Below are 21,074 nucleotides of genomic sequence, written 5' to 3' on the forward strand. Positions count from 1 at the left end.
TCTTCTTCTATTCCTGAACGTCTTATGCCTGTCGGGGATGATCAAGGCGCTTGCGCATTTCTTTTGGAACCCAGTTGTCTGAACTCTCGAATATTTTTTCAAGCGTTAAATCCTCAATGTCACTATCTGATAAACTTGTTGCCCAATGCACACGATGTTCATCTGCACGACCAGGACCGAAGCTTTCTCCTTTATAGTATCTGGACGTTTTTTCATTTTCTTTGTCGTTCCAGTTATCCCATCCTTCGCGTTTTATATGTGATCCCATCCATGTTCGAATAAAACTGGTTTGTGCATAGGGGCGCCAAGGTCTTCCAAGATAAACAGAATTGTCATCTGCAGTACCGGTTAATTTACAATCAAAAAAGATAAATCCGAATGTTGATTCCTTTGGTGCGGAAGAAGCTGTTATGTATCCATCACGTAAACTATGAATTTCACAGTGTTGAAAAACAACAGTTCCAGAGCCGAAAATAAAATCAACATGACCTTCAATATAGCAATTTGAAAAATATTGCCGACCCCGACTTGAGTAAAGTGTATCCTGGTTACCTAATAATCTAACATGTTGATAGACACCGCGATCGCCAGATACATATAGAGCTAACGCCTGCCCAATCTCCTTACCATATCCTGCTGTATTTTCAATTGTGATATTTTCCAGTTGAATGTTATCAGCGTGTATAGAAACAACAGGTGTCCGAAATGTTCCAAGTTTCTTTTGTTTAGAGTCAACCATTTCGGCATATAAATGATGACTAATGATTGTTTTTTCAACATCTTCCCCTATTAAATGAATATCTGGCTTATTATCAGGAATGACTACATTTTCCTCATATTTTCCAGCTTTAATATAAATGCTGACAGGTTCAAGTGTAAGAACCCGTACTGAATCAATTGCATCTTGTATACTTGTGAAGTCACCATTACCTTCTTTACATACCACGATATTTCTCATGTATTTACTCCACCCCTATAATTTATATACTTGCTGCTAGATAAAGAATCCTTTTTTTGTGTTGTCTACTTTACAATAGCTTATATTCGGGGGGACATCTATAACCTTTCTTAATTTGATGGAATCATTTGAAAATAAGTGATCTGGTGAAACGAATATAAGATAATGATTATGCTGAAAAGATCGTGGTTTTTATAGAGTGAGATAAATATATAGACGTTGGCCCATAAAATAAGGTATAATGAAAGATAGATTAAATAGCGAACACTTCCAATGTAAAGGGGAGTAGCGTCAGGATGATCCTGAAATAAAGTCGTCATTACATGAACATTGTTCATCGGCTTTGTTGGCATACATTGTGCTTAGCGAGACCTTTGCCTAATCGGCAAAGGTCTCTTTTATTTTGCATAATTAGCTATTTATAAAAGATATTATCTAGCAAATAGGAGGTAATCTTAATGGAAATGGAATTTCTCACTGCACTTTTATCTATTATCGTGATTGATTTAGTTTTAGCCGGAGATAATGCCATCCTAATCGGATTAGCGGCAAGAAACTTGCCAAAACATCAACAGAAGAAAGTAATTTTATGGGGATCTTTAGGAGCAATTATTATTCGTATCGTGGCTACTTTAGCTGTTGTTTGGTTATTGGAGGTCCCGGGTCTTCACCTTATTGGCGGACTATTACTAGTCTACATTGCATACAAATTGCTTGTTGATAATGATGATCATGACGATGTAAAAGCCGGGGATAACTTTTGGGCAGCGCTTCGAACAGTTATCATAGCAGATGCATTAATGGGACTCGATAATGTCTTGGCAGTAGCGGGTGCCTCTCACGGAAATATGCTATTAGTAGTAATCGGACTATTAATTTCAGTTCCTGTGGTTATGTGGGGAAGTACAATCATATTGAAATGGATCGATCGTTTCCCGATTATTATAACAATTGGGGCGGGTATACTTGCATGGACTGCTTCTAAAATGATTGTCGGTGAACACTTCTTAAGTGGGCTGTTTGAGAATGGATTTGTGAAATATGGATTTGAAATCCTTGTTATTGCCGCAGTTATCCTCACAGCTAAATATGTTCAGTCTAAAGCAGCGAAAAATCAAGAAGAAGAAACCGTTCTATTAAAAACGGGTTCAAATTAATCCTAAGATGGCCAACCTTATTGAAGGGTTGGTCTTTTTATAAGGTAAGAAATAATAAAATCTTATACTTAGTGTAGGTGTCTAGCTCCAGCGCCTAGCCCCTCGAGGTCATAAGTCAAATAGGAATTGAAGGCAAAGAACACCTTCTATTCCTATTCGTCTTATGCTTGTCGGGGCTAATCAAGGCACTTGCGCTTTTCTTAATTCTTGTCTTATGTATTCTATTACACTACAATATGTAATGAAAGGTGAGATCAGTATGAATATTAATAACTTCCGATTCGATCAAGTAGGGTTAAATCGCTTTTTTGGTCCTTTAGAAGCTAAAATTATGGATATTCTTTGGGAAGGCTCTGAGAAAAGTATAAAAGAGGTTCAACAACAGCTTGAGGTAGAGAAACCCATTAATTTTAATACCGTTATGACGGTGATGAATCGTCTTCTGGAAAAGGGCATCCTTCAAAAAAGGTTAGAAGGAAGAACTTCCTTTTTTAAACCGGTTAAAACGAAAGAAGAATTTATTGAGGAACAATCGAAAAAATTAACAGATAATTTATTAGATGAGTTTGGCGGTTTAGTTGTGAATCACATGTTGGATTCCCTTACAGAAGTCGATCAACAATTACTGAATCGACTAGAAGAAAAAATTGACCAACTAAAGAAAGGAAAGAAACAATGACTTGGAGATATAAATCCTTAATGGTTTTTGGATTAGGTTTTTTCTTAGCAATCGTTCTTTTTATCCAAATGGGGTTGTATTTATATCATCATGTGTTTGGTACATTTATTCATTACAATGTATTTCAGCTTTGTATTAGTCTCTTTAGTGGGAATACGATTCTTTATCATCTCGTTTTATTTTTAGTAAACTCGTTTATAGCATGGACTTTTATCATGGTATGTATAAAAATTATAAAACAGGTTTTCTTTTACTCTAAAATGAAGAACAGAATGAAAGAAAAATTAAATCATTCTATAACGGAAAAAGTGAATACCCTATTTAATCGCGGGAATAAAGATATTTATGTGATCCAAAATCAAGAGCCTGTTGCTTATACAGTAGGATTTATCCGACCGATCATTATCATTTCAACCAGTCTTATCGAATTGTTGGACAAAAATGAGCTTGAGGCTGTTATTCACCACGAAACAGCGCATCAAAAATACAATGATCCATTCAAAGTCTTTCTTTTACAACTCATATCAGAGGTTATGTGGTACATTCCGATAGCAAAATGGTGTTATGAAAATTATAAAATAATGGTTGAACTGGTTGCGGATGAATATGCGGTTAAATGTATGGGATCTGAGGTTGGACTTGGAAGTGCTTTAATAAAACTAATAAAATCCTATATCCAAAATCGAAGCTCTGCTCCAGTTTTAGTACCATTTTCAGATGGATCGGTAAATTACCGTATAAAACAGCTATTAGAACCTGAGTCTACAATACCTGTTAAATGTCCGCTCATATCGATAATTGTTTCTATTAATATGATTGCATTTTTGGTGCTATTGATGATGATGGTTTAGTTTACAATGTTTACGCTTGACCTAAAAGTTCACCTGCACTACAATGGGTAGTGTAGGTGGGAGAGAGTATATTTGTCCCTATATTTTTTTAAAAACAAACACTACAATACGTAGTGTTATGGTGAGAGGAGATTAAAAATGAGATTGGAAGTAGGCTTATTCATTCTTCGGGTTTATTTGGGTTTTGCTTTTTTTATGCATGGACTTGCAAAGTTTCAAGGTGGTGTTGGTAACACAGCTAGTTGGTTTGATAGTATCGGGTTACCGGGCTTTGCAGCTTATATAGTTGCAGCTGTTGAATTAGTTGGAGGATTACTTTTAATTGTTGGGTTTGGCACACGTTACATATCAGCACTATTTTTTATCATCATGTTGGTTGCAACATTAAAGGTGAAACTATCCTCAGGTTTTATGGGAAATGGTCAAGGATCAGGGTTTGAACTGGATTTGGCTTATGCTGTAATGGCTATCTTCTTCGTTTTTTATCCTGCGTCATCTCTATCTTTGGAATCTAAGATAGGGAATAAAGGAAGAGAGTAAGGTGAACCAATGGTTTCTAATAAGAAAAGAGAGAGTAAACCACAAAAATTAATCGTTTGGATCGTTAGTATTCTAGTTATATGTATGGCTGCATTGATTTTTATATCAAGTTCCTCTAGCACAACAGTGGAGGCACTAAACGTTGAAAATCAACCATATCTTGGTCAAGACAATGCTCCTGTTCAAATCGCAGAATTTGGAGATTATAAATGTCCTATTTGTAAAAATTTTCATGAAGAATTTGTTCCGCAAATACAGAAGGACTTTGTAGAAAATGGTCAAGCTAAATTTTACTTCGTTAATTATTCTTTTATCAACGTTGATTCTATTCGATCAGCAAAATTTGCAGAGGCTGTTTACAAGGAGTTGGGAAATGACGTATTTTGGGAATTTCACCATTTACTTTTCGAGAAGCAGCCAGAAGATCTAAAATATGAAAGAATGGATGTTTTTACAGAAGAATTTCTCGAACAGACATTAAAAGAAATTGTTACTGAAGAAGAAGCTGGCAAAGTTGTTTCTGCTTTTCATCAAAAAGAATCAGAAGCTGCATGGGATGAGGATATGAAGCAAGCAAACAATTTAAGTATAACGGGAACTCCTACATTATATGTGAATGGTCAAAAATTCGAAGGAAACAATTATGAAGATCTTAAGGAAATGGTTGAAGAAGCTATAGAAGGGGAATAAGAGTACGAATGAATAAATGGTTACTTTTTTCATGGATTATCTCTCTTATTGCGACGTTGGGGAGTCTTTTCTTTAGTGAAGTTCTTCATTATATACCATGTACTTTATGTTGGTACCAGCGAATTCTTATGTACCCACTAACGATTATTTTAGGTGTTGCGTTTTATTATGGAGAACGAACTGTCTATAAGTATGTTTTACCAATAGCTGTGAGTGGTATGGCTATATCATTCTATCATTTTACTCTGCAGAAGTTTCCGTTTATGCAAAAACTTGAGATGTGTTCAAGTGGGATGCCTTGTTCAGGTGAATATATAAATGTTCTGGGACTTATAACAATTCCTTTTTTGGCATTTATCAGTTTTACATTCATAACAATTAACATGCTTATCATAAGAAGATAGGATTAATTAAAGATGAAGGTCTTCGCCGCAGGAATGGCGAAGACCTTCACCTTTTTTGAGGAGGATCTCATGTCCCATAAGATTCCTAACTATTGAAGGTAATGAAAAGAAGGAAAAGAATTAGTAGCCGATATATGCTGCACCTACAATAATTAACAAGATGAACAATACGACAATCAAAGCAAAGCTGTTTCCACCGTTATAACCACCCATTCTATCACCGCCTTTCCTTCAGTGTTAATGTATTCTATGAATGAAGGGTTTTGTTTGAAAGGGACAGACATGGAGTTATAAGAAAAGTAATGATTTTGTACTAAATATGTTTAAGTACACTTTCGGAGAATAATATATAATCTGATTTTTGTATGTACCATTGAATATTAAGAGCTCAACTGTAAAGGATTATGATAATGAAAATTAACAAATGACGTAGAGTATTGTTATAGTAGTGATGAAAGTGCTTTAATTATGAAAGCAGTATAAGTGATGTTGATATTTTTGTGGAATAATGGTTGAAATTTTTTGAGGTAACTCCTATAATACAGAAGGTGGAAGATCATTCTAATATTTGGGAATTCAATGGAGATCTTCATCTACATACTATTCCGATTTGGAGGAGTTTAAATGAGAAAATTTTGGTTTTTATTTTCTACACTAGTGTTTGCCATCGGGTTAACAGCATGTGCAGGAGAAACGGAAGAATCAACAGATTCGCAAAATACAAAAAGTGAAGATGCTACCTCAGAAGAAGGGGCAGATAAAGAGCAAAATGCCAAAAGTGCAATGATGCGATTCTATATGTCAACTTCAAAGGCTATAAATGAACATGATGGAGATTTAAATGCATATGAAGCTTCAGAAGAAGAGCCAACAGCAGAAATGAAAACTTCAGCAGAAGCATCTGCTAAAGCAGTCGTTGAACAATTAAAGACAATTGAAATTCCTGAAGAATTAGCAGATCAAAAAGCAGATCTTGAATCAGCTATAGAAGATTTAACAGCATCTTATCAAACAAAAGCAGAAGAGCTTGCAAAAGATGCTCCTTCATTAGATGCAGCAAATGAAACATTCACAAAAGCTGATGAGAAACTCGGAAAAGTATTTGAGGGCGTAGGATTAATTCCAACAAGTTTAAGTACAGAGGTTAACGACTAAAAGACAAAACGACTTACCTGAAAATTGGTAGGCCGTTTTGTGTTTAGAGGTAAAAAAATATAAAATTTTGTATTTAGTGTCGGTGTCTAGTTCAAGCGCCTAGCCTTGGGATCATAAGCCACTCAGGAATTGAAGACAAAGAACGTCTTCTATTCCTGAGCGTCTTATGCCTGCCTTAGTCTGACCAAGGCGCTTACACTTTTCTTATTATGAACGTTGAATGCCATTGGTAGAGAAGTTTTTTATAAGTTTTTGTAAATTTCTGTGTCCTTCTCGTAGTTTTATTGTTTCTTCAATAATATTCTGGAAGCTTTCTATATCTTTATCAGATGCATTCAAAAGTGATTTTGGGATACCTTCTGCAAGTTGTTGCAAGCTTAAATCATCTCTCACGAACAATGTCCACCTTTCTATTTAGTTACTTTTCCTCTTATGTACATTAATTTTAGAAATCTTTAAAAACTCCTTCAAAAATTTATCTACAATTATCTACATGATTTTTCTAAGAAATAAAAAACTTATCGTAATATTGCAAGACTTGACATATTTAGCGATGTTTTCTAATCTGGTGCACAGATTGTCGTGATGATATAGAAAGGAGCTGTCACAATTGAGACAGCCCTTTGAAACTATTTTAATAGATAACTTGAGTTTATAAATAACACAACCATTTTACGTTTTTATTAATCAAGTACTTTAATCTTTACTTTTTTTCTACCCCAGTTTACAGCATCTGATTTTGAAGGGATAAAGACATCTATTTTATTGCCTTTAATCGCTCCGCCAGTATCTGCTGCAACCGCAGTTCCATATCCTTCAACTTCAACAGTTGAGCCAAGAGGAATAACGGAAGGGTCTACTGCAATAACCTTTTTATCTGGATTTGCATTTAGGTCAATTCCAGTCGCGGTTGTACCTGAACATCCCTCGCAATTTGCAGTATAAGCAGTTGCGGTTACAGTCATTTCCTGACCTTCTGGTTCTTGTTCAGTTTCTGTTGTTTTTGTATTTTTAACTTTTTGAGCCTTTTTTACTGTTGTAGCAGCAGGCTCAGTAGTATCTTTTTTTGTTTCAGAATGCTTGATTTGGAGCTCTTCCCCAGGTTTAATAATGTGGGAATCAAGGTCATTCCATTGTTCAAGCTCGTCTATATCTACTTCGTGTTCTTCGGCAATATCCCAGAGAGTATCACCTAATTTTACTTCATGAAAATCATTAAGAACCAGCTGATCCTCTGGAAGAATTTTATCACTTGATAAGTTATTCCACTCTTTTATATGTTCAACTTCAACTTCATTTTGTTCGGCAATATCCCAGAGAGTATCACCTTCTTTTACTGTAATTTCTTCTGCAGCAGCTTGTACAGAAAATCCTGCTGTCAAAGATGCGAATGTGATAAACGAAATTAACTTTCTTTTCATGTTGTTTACCTCCTTGTTAGCGGTTGTGCTAATCAATGAATTCATCTTACCACGAAAAAGAAAGTTTAAAAGAACAAGCACTTAACAGTTTGTTTACGTTGTTACAGCTAGATGTTAACAAAGTTACAAACTGTTCCAACAATATCCAATTAAGATGGTTTTTGTGAATTTTACTATAGTATTTTCCAATATTGGTAAAAAATAAAGGAGGGATAGTTTTTTCTAATGACATGATTCCAAAGTACAAAAATCTCCCTTTAGAAGAGGGATTTTTTCATATTACTTCAATACTCTTTTGTTGTTAAAGGAATATTGAGAAGCTTGTCATCATCTTGATTAGGTGTTCCTCTGCCATCTCGGTTATTTGTAATAGTGTATAGGTGATTTCCTCCAATTAACACATCTCGCATTCTGCCACTACCCTCGTGAAAAACAGAAGCCTGATTAGAAGATAAGTCAAAACGACGGACTTTTTCACCTCTTAGTGTGGCAATATAAAGGCTTCCATTCCAATACTCTATACCGGATGGTGCCCAGGTTTGTTCACCTGTGTGAAAAATAGGTGTAACCATACCGGATTTTTCTTCATGTCCTTGTATAACTGGCCATCCATAATTTTGTCCAGGTTTAATCAAGTTAATTTCATCATGTGCACTTTGCCCATGCTCAGTGCTATAGAGATTGCCATCCTCATCCCATGCAAGGCCTTGAGGATTTCTATGTCCATAAGAATAAAGGTAAGAGGACTGAATTGGGTTATCATAAGGAACTGCCCCATCAAGGTTCATACGTAAAATCTTTCCTGCTAAACTCTGCTTATCTTGTGCTAAGTCGGGATTACCGGAATCTCCGGTTGTAGCATAAAGCATGCTGTCAGGACCGATTTTCATTCTCCCGCCATTATGAATTCTTCCACCGGGGATATTTTCTACTAATGTATCTTCTTCAATCCAATTGTCAGCTTCTTTCTTAAGAACGATGATACGATTTTTGATTACATTTCCTTCTTCATAGGTGTGATAGGCATATGCTTTATGGCTGGTTGTAAAATCAGTTGCTAACACAAACCCCAATAATCCGCCTTCTCCCTCATGATGAACATTTTTTGTAAGAGATAACTGTTGTTCGTTCATTGTATCTCCGGATATTTCTATGATTTTTCCTGCGCGTTGAGTAAGATAAAAGGTTTGATTATGCTTTGCTATGTTCCATGGAATATCCAGATTTTTAGCTAGAGTTTCAACAGTCTTTCCTGTTGTTTCAATATCCTGTATTTGCTTCTTTGGGGTTTCATCGTAGGCACACCCTGAAAGAAATAAAAGCAAGATCATCAAATAGACAGTCTTATTAAACACATGATCACTCCATTTTTATGGTGGAAATATAATCCAATTATACCAATTTTGGAATGTGAAATCAAAAAGGAGAAGGCAAGTAGCCTTCTCCTGTCTATTTCACGGAATCATTTTCTCCAGATTCACTGACTTTTTCAATTTTATCGACAAACATTTGAAATACTTTTCTTTTCTCATCTAATATTCTTATGTACTGCTTTAGTTCATCATATTTTTCTACAAATGGTATTTGATAGGTTGTTTTAATTGTTTCGATAATTTCATCATTAATAGTAGATTGAATGACTTGCTTTGTAATTCCGGATTTATAGGAGTAGATTTGCAGCTCGTTTTTTACTCTTTCGTATTCTTCATCAAGCTCGATCTTTTGCTTGAGCATCTCTTCTTTCCATTCAGTTAACGCATCTTTTACGTTGGTCTCCATAGTAGTCCTCCTCAGCCTGAAATAAGAAAAAGTATAATGACATATCTTTATACAATATTTCTTAAATCCTTGTAATTTATGGGGGTAAGTAGGCATTAGGTAAACCTTTTTTTGTGTTTAGTTGAGAAGAGAAATTAGCGGGGTTCCCATACTTTTAACATGTTATCCAAATCTGACCGGTTGCTTTTAGTTAAATTATTTGTTTTAATTAGATGTTGCGTTTTATTGATAAATGTAACAGCAAGTTACCATCTCTGTATGTATATCTTGCAAATATAATATAGAAGGTGAGAGTTATATGGAAAATAAAGAGTATCGAGTTTTATTATATTATCACTATGTTACAATCGAAAACCCTGAAGAGTTTGCTCAAGAGCACTTAGAGTATTGTAAAAATCTTGGGGTATTAGGAAGAATTTTAATTGCCAATGAAGGAATCAATGGGACACTTTCAGGAACTGTTGAACAAACCGAGCAATATATGGCCCATATGAAAGAAGACCCTCGTTTTGCAGATATGGTCTATAAAATAGATGAAGAGGATGAACATGCTTTCAAAAAAATCAAAGTTCGTCATCGTCCAGAGCTTGTGACACTTCGTTTAGAAGAAGATGTTAATCCACTGGAAATAACAGGAGAGTATTATAGTCCGAAAGAATTCCAAGAAGCAATGCAACAAGAGGATACCGTTATTATTGATGCTAGAAATGACTATGAATATGCTGTAGGTCATTTTAAAAATGCGATATTACCTGATATAAATACATTTAAAGAACTTCCAGAATGGATTCGAGACAACCGTGAAAAATTTGAAGGCAAAAAAATCCTTACTTATTGTACTGGCGGGATTCGTTGTGAAAAGTTCTCAGGCTGGTTACGTAAAGAAGGCTTTGAAGATGTTGCACAGCTTCACGGCGGAATCGTCACCTACGGAAAAGACCCGGAAGTACAAGGCAAAGACTGGGATGGACAATGTTATGTGTTTGATGAAAGACTTATCGTCCCTGTTAATAGAGTGGAGCCGACTGTTGTCGGAAAAGACTATTACACTGGTGAGCCATGTGAACGATTCGTTAACTGTGGAAACCCTGAGTGTAACAAAAAAATTCTGTGCTCAGAAGAAAATGAACATAAATATTTACGTGCATGCAGCCATGAATGTCGAGTTCATGAACGAAACCGTTATGTGGCAGAGCATGGTTTAACAGAAGAAGAAGTAAAAGAAAGACTAGCAGTGTTAGTTTAATATATAGTCGTGTAAAAATCCCTTTCTTGATGAGAGGGATTTTTAATTTCGATATATTTCATTTAAATAGGTAGTGGGAGATACACCGGTAACTTTTTTAAATACCCGGCTGAAATAAAACGGGTTTGAAAAACCTAAAGAATCGCTTACTTCAGAAATGTTAATGCATTTTTCTTTCAACATTTTAATCGCCTTTTCAATTAGTAATTCATCCTGAAATTGAGTGATGCTTTTTCCTGTTTCTTTTCGGAATAGAGTTGATAAATAGGCATAGTTCATGCCGATAGACTCGGAAATTTCTTTACTTGATAATTTTTTAGAAGAAGAGTGACTGAAAAGATCAATCATCTTTCCTACAATCCGATGTTGTTTTGATCTGTTGGATTCCTCTAGTTTCTTACTATATAGATCTATAAAAAATTGGTAGGTCATCGAGGATGTTGTTAATGGTCGCAGAGTATGAGGTGACAAGTATTCTTCACATAGTTTCTTCAGCTGAAGCTCTGTGTATTCAGGATTTTTTACAGTTCCGGTTTTCGGGAGCGTCATTTTTGAAAGATAGGTTTCTTCCATTATAAGAGTTGAGTGCTGATATTTGGAATATTCCCTTGAAGTTTCTACATTTATGTAATCGTATGAATCATAGAAATGAATATAATACCATTCTGTACCAGGTGTATAACGTCTTGTCCCCCAGTGTGGAACATTTTTTTTTAGAAAAAGATATGAACCACTTTGTAAAAGAAACTCCACATCATCTTCAATTACTTGTATATCCCCTTTTTTAACATAAATAAACACATTGAGTGTTTCCATAAGACGGATAGGATGATCTAAAATTCCGCTATCATCCCACATATGACCGATTTCTCTTATTAACGGTAAAGTGTTTGTATATAAACTTACCTCATTCATCGTCCAACCTCCCTAACTTTCTTTTCTCTACTTTATCACGAAAAAACAAAAAAGAGATATGGATTATATGGAATTGTGAATTCAGTTTTTGCTAGCTTTTCTTCACAATAGGGATTATAACGATTAAAAGGGGAGGACTTTATCATGACGAATGTTACACTTCTAGATGGGATTTTCATGGAATCCCAGGAAAAAGGGATGGAGTATTTAATTTACCTTGATGTTGATCGACTTGTTGCTCCATGTTATGAGGCTGCAGGTGAAACACCAAAAAAACCCACATATGGTGGATGGGAAACCAGAGGCATTAGAGGCCATTCGATAGGTCATTGGTTATCCGCTGCTTCCACAATGTATTCTGTGACTAAGGATGAACGTTTAAAAGGAAAACTAGCTTATGCGGTTGATGAACTTGCTCATATTCAATCTTTTGATAAAGATGGATATGTAAGCGGTTTTTCGAGGAGGTGTTTTGATCATGTTTTCTCCGGGAGTTTTGAAGTGGATCATTTTTCTTTAGGAGGAAGCTGGGTGCCGTGGTACAGCATTCATAAAATATATGCAGGGTTAATTGATACATACCAATTAACAGGCAATCAAAAAGCTCTTACTGTTGTAACGAAGCTTGCAGACTGGGCAAGGAAAGGACTAAGTCAATTAAATGATGAGCAGTTTCAGAAAATGCTTATTTGTGAGCATGGAGGAATGAATGAAGTCTTTGTTGATTTATATAAAATTACGGAGAATGTTGCCTATCTAGAGCTAGCCAAAAGGTTCTGTCACAAAGCGGTTTTAGACCCATTAGCAAGGGGAGTGGATAACCTTGAAGGAAAACATGCAAATACGCAAATTCCAAAGGTAATAGGCGCAGCGAAACTTTATGAAGTTACAGGTGAGAAACAATATAAAGATATGGCTGAGTTTTTCTGGAATCAAGTCACAAAGCACCGCTCATATGTAATTGGAGGAAATAGTATAGGGGAACATTTTGGGCCGGAGGATAAAGAGGAATTAGGTGTGACAACAACAGAAACATGTAATACGTATAATATGTTAAAGCTTACAGAATGCTTATTTCGTATTAGCCAAAAGGTAGAATACATCGATTACTATGAAAAAGCTTTGTACAATCATATTTTAGCTTCACAAGATCCTGATACCGGAATGAAAACTTATTTTGTCTCAACACAACCAGGACATTTTAAAGTGTATTGTACACCAGATCAATCATTTTGGTGCTGCACAGGAACGGGGATGGAAAACCCTGCAAGATACACAAAGAATATCTACTATCAAAATGGTAATGAGTTATTTGTCAATTTATTTATCGCATCGCAAATTTCTCTTGCAGAGAAAAAAATGTCGGTAAAGCAGCTAACTGTATTTCCTGAATCAGACCGAACTCAGTTAGTTGTTGAGCAGGCAGAAGACGTACATTTAACTTTCAAAATACGGGTACCTAATTGGAATTCCGGTTCTGTAACAGTAACCGTTAATCAAAAAGACACACATACTAGTACAAAAAATGGATATATCACACTTGAAGGAAAATGGAATAAGGGAGATATAATTGATATCAAAGTCCCAATGAAAGTTTACACATCACCGATGAAACAAGATCCAACAAAAGCGGCAATTCTCTATGGACCAATTGTACTCGCAGGGGCACTTGGTACAGAGAAGTTTCCGGAAACAGACATATTGGATGATCATTTGAAATTAAATAATTACCCATTAATAGATGTGCCGGATCTTATCACAGATGACATGGATGTAAGGAATTGGGTAAAACCTGTTGAAGGTGAGCCCCTCACATTTAAGACGGATTCAATTGGTCAACCGGGAAATAAACAGGTTACACTCATACCGTTTTATAAGCTGCATCATCAGCGTTATACCTTGTATTGGAATATGATGAGTCATTCTATGTATCAAACATTCTTGACGAAAAAAAGGAAAAAAACAGATTTTCTTAATCGTGTAACGATAGATGCTGTCAAACCAAATGAGCAACAACCTGAAGTAGAGCATTCCATTAAAAAACATAATTCAAGATCAGGGTATGTAAATCTATATAATTGTGGTTGGAGAGAAAGTGTCAATAAAGGTTTTTTTAGTTATGAATTGAAGGTTTCAAACGATACACAAATGTACTTATTCGTGACTTATAATGGTGATGATACAGATCGACATATGGATGGAAAAATGTACGTGCGCGAATTTGATATTTTCATAGATGATACAGCAATTGCTCACCAAATTCTTAAAAAGAATAAACCAGGAGAATTGTTTTCCGTTTGCTATGAGATACCGATGTCGTTAACGAATGGAAAAGAAAAGGTAGAGGTGAAATTCGCTTCTCAAGAAGGTAAAATTGCAGGGGGTGTATACGAGATAAGAATTGTCAATACGAATACAATTTTCCAAGAGAATTAGAGCTGTTTGCTGTTGTAAAGAAGACTAGATCGACATAGTCTTCTTTTTTGATTGCAATAATTCGACCACTTTTTCTAATAATTCAACCACCTTCCAAATTAAATCAAGCATTCCCATTTCATTGCTCAAACTAGAGCAATTCATTTTATAAAATTCCAAAGAAAAGATATGTTTTCTGAGGAATTGTGAATTCTCATCAATTCATAAATCTTTCATAATGAAATCAATAAGGAGGCCAGCTATAAAAGAAACGGATTTATGCTCTTAAGTAAAAATGTAAGGGGTTGCATAATTTCTGTTTCGAAATAAAAAAACAAAGGGGATGCCAGGATGAAAAAAATGACGATCTTTCTATTAGTTCTTTTTTTGTGTTTAACATCGGTGTTAGTAGGTTGTAGTAATACTGAAAAAGTGGAACAAACAGAAGATGGTAGAGTAGTCCTTACTGCACTAATTACGAAACATGCATTAACACAGGAATTATCGAAAATGAAATGGCTGCAGGAAGCAGAAGAAAGAGCAGGTGTTGAAATTAAGTGGGAGGAAGTATCAGCTGATTGGTCTCAAAAAAAGGGAGCCATGCTGGCAGCAGGTGATATACCTGATTTAATCGTTGGTCCAAACGCTATTACTGATGCCGAATTTGCTAAGTTTAATGGATTGTTTGAAGATTTAACTCCATTGATTGAAGAACATGCTCCAAACGTTCAAACGATGTTTGAAGAGAAACCTGAATTAAAGGCACTATCAACACAAAGAGACGGGGAAATTTTCGGTCTTCCAAAGTATCAAAGATTTTGGCCTGAAACAGCAACTAGACAATTCATTAACAAGCAATGGTTAGAAAGTCTTGGCCTGGAAATGCCAACAAACTGGGATGAACTTTATGAAGTGTTAGTTGCATTTAAAGAGGAAGACGCAAATGGAAATGGTGATCCAAAAGATGAAATTCCTATGGACTTTTCGCCAACTGGGACAACTGGTTTTGGGTATTTTCAACCAACAGTTCTATTAGGAAGTATGGGGATCACAATAGGGGATGGAAGTGGAACGGGGATATTTGTGGAAGATGGAGAAGTGAAAAATTTCCTAGTTGATGAACGGTATAAAGAACTTGTGTCGTTTTTGAACAAATGCTGGGAAGCTGGCTTAATCAATAAAGAAGTATTTACTCAAGACTATACAAAATACCAGTCTGTTGCACGTGGAGATGGAGACACAGCAAAGGTAGGCTATACATTTGGATGGGAAGTAACTGACAGATTCGGTAACACACTTGCACCCCAATATGAATCAATGGCACCTTTAAAAGTTTCAGCTGACTCATCAGAAGAGCTTTCCTGGAGCTATGATTATAATAATCTAAACTACGGTGTTAATCTTATTCAAATGTCATCTCAAAGTAAAAACAAAGAAGCTGCGATGAAATTTATAAATGAATTATATGATCCGGAAGTTAGTATGCAGGTGTTATTTGGTTCACTTGGAACAAACATTTCAGACAATGGTGATGGTACTTATTCTGTATTGCCACCTGAAGATAAAGAAATGGATCCTGGAACTTGGAAATGGACAACAACCTGGGCTGATAATGGACCGATGTATATTTCAGACTCGTTAGAGCTTACACTTGGAAGCGATATGCAATCAGTAGGAAAGCAAACAGAGCCATTACAACAAGTCTTTGAATCTTTAGATAAAGAGAAGGACGTTTTCCCTGGAACTTTTATTAAATACAGTGATGAAGATAACAATGCTTTAAGTCTGGCAAACACAGAAATTATGAATCTGGCAATGGCTAAATACTCTGAATGGATCACAAAAGGCGGAATTGATTCGCAGTGGGATGATTATGTAAAAGAACTTGATAAGATTGGGATCAATAAAAACACTGAAATTATCCAAGGCTACTATGACGAATACATGAGTAATATGGAGTAATGATTACCTAAGGAGGCAGGACTGCGACGTTTTTGTGGCAGCCTGATCTTCCTCAGTAAAGGAGAATGTATATGGCCTTTATAAGCACGAGAACAACTAATACGAATAGTGCACCAAACATAAAACTGAAAAAAAAGCCTACCATTTTTAATACATTTAAACGTGACTATCAATTATGGATCATGATCTTGCCTGCAATTATCATTGTACTTGTCTTTAACTATATCCCAATGTACGGAATTCAGCTGGCTTTCCGAGAGTTTGATTTTACAAAAGGACTGACCGGGGGAGATTGGGTAGGTTTAAAGTATTTCATTCAATTCATTGAAAGCCATATGTTTACAGATTTATTGAGAAATACAGTTGTATTAAGTTTAACAACGATTATAGTGGGCTTTCCTGCACCAATAATTTTGGCTTTGCTCATTAACCAGATTAAATGGAAAAGGGGAAAAAAGGTTCTCCAAACAACAGTATATTTGCCTCACTTTATTTCAATTGTGGTACTTGTCGGATTATTAAATGTCCTATTATCTCCTAACACAGGAATCGTGGGACATATCATGAACGCATTTGGATTTCATGATGTAAATCTATTAGCATCTACCAATACATTTGTTCCTGTATATGTGTTATCTGATGTTTGGCAACATGTTGGGTGGAATAGCATCATTTATTTAGCGGCACTGTCCAGTGTAAATCCGCAGTTATATGATTCAGCGAAAATGGATGGTGCAAATCGCTGGCAAATAATTAGGAATGTTGAAATACCTGCGATTATTCCAACAATTATTATTCTATTGATATTAAATATGGGTTCCATTATCAGTACAGGCTTTGAAAAAATCTTTTTAATGCAAAATCCATTAAACCTGCCAGTTTCTGAAGTAATCGAAACATATGTCTATAAAATTGGGATTATCTCAAATCAATTTAGTTATGCAGCAGCCATTGGGTTGTTTAATACATTAATTAATTTTGCCTTACTGTTAACGATGAATTATATAGCGAAAAGATTTTCGAATATTAGCCTTTGGTAAAGTGATTTTGGCTAGTATCCGATTATGGAGGGAGGAGCTGCTATGGCACTACTTACGAAAAAAGGGAAAAATATAAATGATATGATTTTTGATCTATTTATCTATGTAATATGTGCAATAGTATTTTTAATTATCGCATATCCGCTATATTTTGTTGTTATTGCTTCTGTAAGTGATTCAACCCTTGTATCTACAGGGAAAGTACTGTTATTTCCAAAAGGGTTTAGTTTATTTGGATATCAAGAAATTTTTCAGGATGCAAGGATTTGGATTGGTTATAAAAATACAATGATTTACTCTCTTTTAGGTACGTTTGTTAATTTATTACTAACACTGCCAGCTGCTTATGTGTTATCAAGAAAAGAATTTCGTGCAAGACGAATTTTAATGTTCTTCTTTGTTTTTACAATGTTTTTTAATGGAGGGTTAATCCCAACGTACTTATTAATGAAAGATTTACAGCTAATTGACACCATGTGGGTGTTTATTATTCCTTTCTCAGTAAATGTGTTTAATTTAATCATTACTAGGACATTTTTTGAGACAAACATACCAAATGAATTATATGAAGCCGCATCAATTGATGGATGTAATCACTTTACATTTTTCCTTAAGGTTGTGATGCCTCTCTCAAAGGCAGTTGTATCTGTAATTGGACTTTACTATTTAGTGTGGCACTGGAACGATTTCTTTACAGGATTAATTTATATACGAGACTATAGTCTACAGCCATTGCAAATTGTATTAAGAGATATTCTGCTTTCTAATCAGGTGTTCGCCGAAGGAGCGGGAAGTGGTGGTGCAGCTGGTGGATATGCTCAAAGATATGCGGATCAAATTAAGTATGGGGTTATTATTATTTCAACACTTCCGATCTTAATTGTCTATCCATTTATCCAAAAGTATTTTGAAAAAGGAGTCATGATTGGATCAGTAAAGGGATGAAAAAGAGAACAAAGCTATTGATATTCTATCGATAGCTTTTTATATGGAGGGCAGGAGGATGAAAGGATTAGGAATTAAGTATGTTCAATTAGGAGAATGGTGTTTGAATTTGTTTCTATTAAACTGTTTATGGTTTATATTTTCACTAGTTGGCGTGTTTTTATTAGGGGTTTTTCCTGCAACTGTTGCCCTTTTTGCAGTTCTAAGGAAATTAACGATGGAATCAAAAGAAGAAGTGCGGATCTTTCACCTCTTCTGGAAAACGTATAAATCAGAGTTTATAAGAGGTAATATCCTTGGATATGTTTGGGCAATTTTAGGGGCGGCTCTTTTAATTGATGTGAGGGTTTTGCATCAGGTTGAGATGACTTTTATTCATCAAGCATTAACCATTACTCTCTATTTACTTCTTGTTTTATACTTGTTTATCACATTCTATCTATTTCCTATTTATGTGCACTATAATTTAAAATTTCTAGAGTATTATAAGTATGCCTTTGTTCTTGTAATAGGAAGACCAATCAAAACAATCCTCTTATTTGCTTCAATGTTACTTATCTATTTTCTATTTTCGCTTATTCCGGGGCTAATACCTGTCTTTGGAGTTAGCTTTATCGGATTTGTCTTGATGAAGATGACATCTTCATCATTGAAGAAAAACAACCATTCTCATATCGAAGAAGTAGAATCCTTTAGCTAGTACGAAAATTTGCCTATTCCTTTCATGTTATTGACAGAAAAAGTATGATATGATATTAAAATGTATATGTTAGCACTCTGGTGATTAGAGTGCTAATTGTTATGAAGTTGCTGAAACATTGAAAGGAGAGATTAAATTGACGAAAAAACAATTTAAAGCAGAATCCAAACGACTTTTAGAAATGATGATTAACTCTATTTACTCTCAACGTGAGGTATTTTTAAGGGAGTTGATTTCAAATGCCAGTGATGCGATCGATAAAATTTATTACAAAGCATTAACTGATGACTCACTAACTTTTAATAAAGATAGCTATTATATTAAAATTACAGCTAATAAAGAAAATCGCACACTAACGATTACTGATACTGGAATTGGTATGACGAAAGATGAACTAGAAAATAATTTGGGTGTTATTGCAAAAAGTGGCTCTTTAGCATTTAAAAAGGAAAACGAATCAAAGGATGGCCACGATATCATCGGGCAATTCGGAGTGGGTTTTTATGCTGCTTTTATGGTAGCCGATGTTGTTACAGTAATTAGTAAAGCACTTGGAAGTGATGAAGCGTATAAATGGGAATCTGAAGGTGCAGAAGGTTATACAATTGAACCGTATGAAAAAGAGACTGTCGGCACAGAGATTATTCTAAAAATCAAAGAAAGTGCTGAAGAAGAAAGCTATGATGAATTTTTAGAAGAATATACGTTAAAAACGATTATTAAAAAATACTCTGACTTTATTCGTTATCCAATCAAGATGGATGTATCAGGACAACGTCCAAAAGAGGGAACAGAAGATGAATTAGAAGAGTACACGGAAGAGCAAGTTATTAATAGTATGGTGCCGATCTGGAGAAAAAATAAGAGTGAATTAACGGATGAAGACTATGAGTCATTCTATCATGAAAAGCACTACGGCTTTGATAAACCGATTAAACATATTCATATTAATGTTGACGGTACTGTTCGTTACAATGCCATTCTTTATATTCCTGGACAAACTCCATTTGACTTCTATTCTAAGGAATATGAAAAAGGGCTTGAACTTTATTCAAATGGTGTCTTAATTATGAATAAATGTGCAGAGCTATTACCTGATTACTTCAGCTTTGTAAAAGGTATGGTAGACTCTGAGGATTTATCTCTAAATATTTCAAGGGAAATTTTGCAACAGGATCGTCAAGTAAAGTTCATTGCGAAAAATATAAGCAAAAAAATTAAAAATGAATTAAAAAGTCTCATGAAAAATGATCGTGAAAAATATGAGGAGTTTTATAAATCCTTTGGAAGACAGCTAAAATTTGGAGTATACAATGATTTTGGAAGTAACAAAGAAGTTCTTCAGGACTTATTAATGTTCTACTCTTCAAAAGAGAAAAAACTTGTTTCACTTGATGACTATGTATCAAGAATGCCTGAGGATCAAAAATATATTTATTATGCTACAGGTGAATCAATTGAGAGAATTGAAAAACTTCCTCAAACAGAGATGGTGGCTGAAAAAGGCTATGAAATTCTATATTTTACAGAGGATATTGATGAATTCGCGATTAAAATGCTTATGACTTATAATGAAAAAGAATTTAAATCCGTTTCAAGCGGTGACTTGGGAATTGAATCAGAAGAAGATCAAAAGCAAACAGAAACGGAACAAACTGAAAATAAAGATCTCTTTGATTTAATGAAAGAAGTATTAGCAGGAAAAGTATCCGATGTAAAGCTTTCAAAACGATTAAAATCTCATCCGGTATGCTTATCAACTGTTGGTGAAGTAACAATTGAGATGGAAAAGGTTTTAAGTGCAATGCCTGATAATCAAAATGTAAAGGCTGAGAAAGTATTGGAAATTAACAGCAATCACGAAGTATTCCAATCATTGAAAAACGCCTTTGATCAGGATAAAGAAAAAGTGAAATTATATACGAACCTTCTCTATAATCAGGCGTTATTAATTGAAGGCTTACCAATTCAGGATCCAGTTGAATTTACAAATGATATGTGTAAAGTAATGGTGTAAAAAACAACAGCCTCTTTCCTTTGAGAAAGAGGCTGTTGTTTTTTGTTCTGCGTCCAATTTATGAATAAATATTATTGTTCAATGTAATATAATCTAACAAAAAGTCTGAATTTTTAGTTAATTTAAACAAAAGGATTTCTTCTTTTTAATAGATACGTCAATGATTATTAGAAAATTTTATATTAGAATGGGGACAGATG

At 34.9% G+C, this 21,074-nt stretch carries 21 protein-coding genes; 14 read left to right on the top strand and 7 right to left on the bottom strand.

Annotation, left to right across the window (positions count from 1 at the left end):
• Positions 1-22 precede the first annotated feature (22 nt).
• Positions 23-958 carry a pectinesterase family protein gene (locus tag LC095_RS20985; RefSeq protein ID WP_226530027.1) on the bottom strand — a complete coding sequence of 312 codons (936 nt, stop codon included), beginning with the start codon at positions 956-958 and terminating at the stop codon, positions 23-25.
• 464 nt (positions 959-1,422) lie between these two features.
• On the opposite strand from LC095_RS20985, the gene LC095_RS20990 reads away from it, so the two are divergent.
• The 6 genes from LC095_RS20990 (at position 1,423) to LC095_RS21015 (ending at position 5,279) form a co-directional block, all read left to right on the top strand.
• A complete protein-coding gene (locus tag LC095_RS20990; protein ID WP_226530067.1) occupies positions 1,423-2,115 on the top strand; it encodes a TerC family protein in 693 nt (230 codons plus the stop codon).
• Between the two features lie 259 nt (positions 2,116-2,374).
• Positions 2,375-2,794, top strand: coding sequence for a BlaI/MecI/CopY family transcriptional regulator (locus LC095_RS20995; RefSeq protein ID WP_226530028.1), 420 nt, complete (start codon positions 2,375-2,377; stop codon positions 2,792-2,794).
• The gene (locus LC095_RS21000) at positions 2,791-3,645 is read left to right on the top strand and encodes a M56 family metallopeptidase (RefSeq protein WP_226530029.1); all 855 of its coding nucleotides are present in this window, start codon (positions 2,791-2,793) and stop codon (positions 3,643-3,645) included. The genes LC095_RS20995 and LC095_RS21000 overlap by 4 nt, the downstream gene beginning before the upstream one ends.
• A gap of 138 nt (positions 3,646-3,783) precedes the next feature.
• Positions 3,784-4,185 carry a DoxX family protein gene (locus tag LC095_RS21005; RefSeq protein ID WP_026562190.1) on the top strand — a complete coding sequence of 134 codons (402 nt, stop codon included), beginning with the start codon at positions 3,784-3,786 and terminating at the stop codon, positions 4,183-4,185.
• A 9-nt stretch (positions 4,186-4,194) separates the two neighbouring features.
• Positions 4,195-4,875 carry a DsbA family protein gene (locus LC095_RS21010; protein ID WP_226530030.1) on the top strand — a complete coding sequence of 227 codons (681 nt, stop codon included), beginning with the start codon at positions 4,195-4,197 and terminating at the stop codon, positions 4,873-4,875.
• Positions 4,876-4,883: 8 nt separating this feature from the next.
• Positions 4,884-5,279: a disulfide oxidoreductase gene (locus tag LC095_RS21015; protein ID WP_226530031.1), complete on the top strand. Its 396-nt coding sequence runs from the start codon at positions 4,884-4,886 to the stop codon at positions 5,277-5,279.
• A 120-nt stretch (positions 5,280-5,399) separates the two neighbouring features.
• On the opposite strand, the gene LC095_RS21020 is transcribed toward LC095_RS21015, so the two are convergent.
• On the bottom strand, positions 5,400-5,492 hold the full coding sequence (locus tag LC095_RS21020) for a YjcZ family sporulation protein (protein ID WP_034333088.1): 93 nt from the start codon (positions 5,490-5,492) through the stop codon (positions 5,400-5,402).
• A 411-nt stretch (positions 5,493-5,903) separates the two neighbouring features.
• Here LC095_RS21020 and LC095_RS21025 point away from each other — a divergent pair, with 411 nt between their 5' ends.
• Positions 5,904-6,434 carry a hypothetical protein gene (locus tag LC095_RS21025; protein WP_226530032.1) on the top strand — a complete coding sequence of 177 codons (531 nt, stop codon included), beginning with the start codon at positions 5,904-5,906 and terminating at the stop codon, positions 6,432-6,434.
• Between the two features lie 207 nt (positions 6,435-6,641).
• Here the strand turns inward: LC095_RS21025 and LC095_RS21030 are convergent, their stop codons facing one another.
• From LC095_RS21030 to LC095_RS21045, 4 genes are all read right to left on the bottom strand, one after another.
• A complete protein-coding gene (locus LC095_RS21030; RefSeq protein ID WP_226530033.1) occupies positions 6,642-6,827 on the bottom strand; it encodes a hypothetical protein in 186 nt (61 codons plus the stop codon).
• 290 nt (positions 6,828-7,117) lie between these two features.
• Positions 7,118-7,855 (bottom strand): LysM peptidoglycan-binding and 3D domain-containing protein, encoded by a 738-nt coding sequence (locus LC095_RS21035; RefSeq protein WP_226530034.1) that lies wholly within the window; start codon positions 7,853-7,855, stop codon positions 7,118-7,120.
• 284 nt (positions 7,856-8,139) lie between these two features.
• Positions 8,140-9,186 (bottom strand): PQQ-dependent sugar dehydrogenase, encoded by a 1,047-nt coding sequence (locus tag LC095_RS21040; RefSeq protein WP_226530035.1) that lies wholly within the window; start codon positions 9,184-9,186, stop codon positions 8,140-8,142.
• Between the two features lie 118 nt (positions 9,187-9,304).
• Positions 9,305-9,634, bottom strand: a complete 330-nt coding sequence (locus LC095_RS21045; protein ID WP_226530036.1) for a hypothetical protein — start codon at positions 9,632-9,634, stop codon at positions 9,305-9,307.
• A 298-nt stretch (positions 9,635-9,932) separates the two neighbouring features.
• On the opposite strand from LC095_RS21045, the gene LC095_RS21050 reads away from it, so the two are divergent.
• Positions 9,933-10,880, top strand: coding sequence for a rhodanese-related sulfurtransferase (locus tag LC095_RS21050; protein WP_226530037.1), 948 nt, complete (start codon positions 9,933-9,935; stop codon positions 10,878-10,880).
• A 42-nt stretch (positions 10,881-10,922) separates the two neighbouring features.
• Here LC095_RS21050 and LC095_RS21055 read toward each other — a convergent pair whose 3' ends face one another.
• A complete protein-coding gene (locus LC095_RS21055; RefSeq protein ID WP_226530038.1) occupies positions 10,923-11,795 on the bottom strand; it encodes an AraC family transcriptional regulator in 873 nt (290 codons plus the stop codon).
• Between the two features lie 144 nt (positions 11,796-11,939).
• On the opposite strand from LC095_RS21055, the gene LC095_RS21060 reads away from it, so the two are divergent.
• From LC095_RS21060 to htpG, 6 genes are all read left to right on the top strand, one after another.
• Positions 11,940-14,231, top strand: a complete 2,292-nt coding sequence (locus tag LC095_RS21060) for a glycoside hydrolase family 127 protein (RefSeq protein ID WP_226530039.1) — start codon at positions 11,940-11,942, stop codon at positions 14,229-14,231.
• 330 nt (positions 14,232-14,561) lie between these two features.
• Complete coding sequence (locus LC095_RS21065; protein WP_226530040.1) at positions 14,562-16,172, top strand: extracellular solute-binding protein; 1,611 nt, start codon at positions 14,562-14,564, stop codon at positions 16,170-16,172.
• 182 nt (positions 16,173-16,354) lie between these two features.
• Positions 16,355-17,212 carry an ABC transporter permease gene (locus tag LC095_RS21070; protein WP_226530068.1) on the top strand — a complete coding sequence of 286 codons (858 nt, stop codon included), beginning with the start codon at positions 16,355-16,357 and terminating at the stop codon, positions 17,210-17,212.
• Positions 17,213-17,293: 81 nt separating this feature from the next.
• Positions 17,294-18,157 (top strand): carbohydrate ABC transporter permease, encoded by an 864-nt coding sequence (locus LC095_RS21075; protein ID WP_413467525.1) that lies wholly within the window; start codon positions 17,294-17,296, stop codon positions 18,155-18,157.
• A 58-nt stretch (positions 18,158-18,215) separates the two neighbouring features.
• Positions 18,216-18,857 carry a YesL family protein gene (locus tag LC095_RS21080; protein ID WP_226530042.1) on the top strand — a complete coding sequence of 214 codons (642 nt, stop codon included), beginning with the start codon at positions 18,216-18,218 and terminating at the stop codon, positions 18,855-18,857.
• Between the two features lie 136 nt (positions 18,858-18,993).
• Positions 18,994-20,874: a molecular chaperone HtpG gene (gene htpG, locus LC095_RS21085; protein ID WP_226530043.1), complete on the top strand. Its 1,881-nt coding sequence runs from the start codon at positions 18,994-18,996 to the stop codon at positions 20,872-20,874.
• The last annotated feature ends 200 nt before the right edge of the window (positions 20,875-21,074 follow it).

It is taken from the genome of Metabacillus niabensis (assembly GCF_020524345.1).
GTDB classification, from domain to species: Bacteria; Bacillota; Bacilli; order Bacillales; family Bacillaceae; genus Metabacillus; species Metabacillus niabensis_B.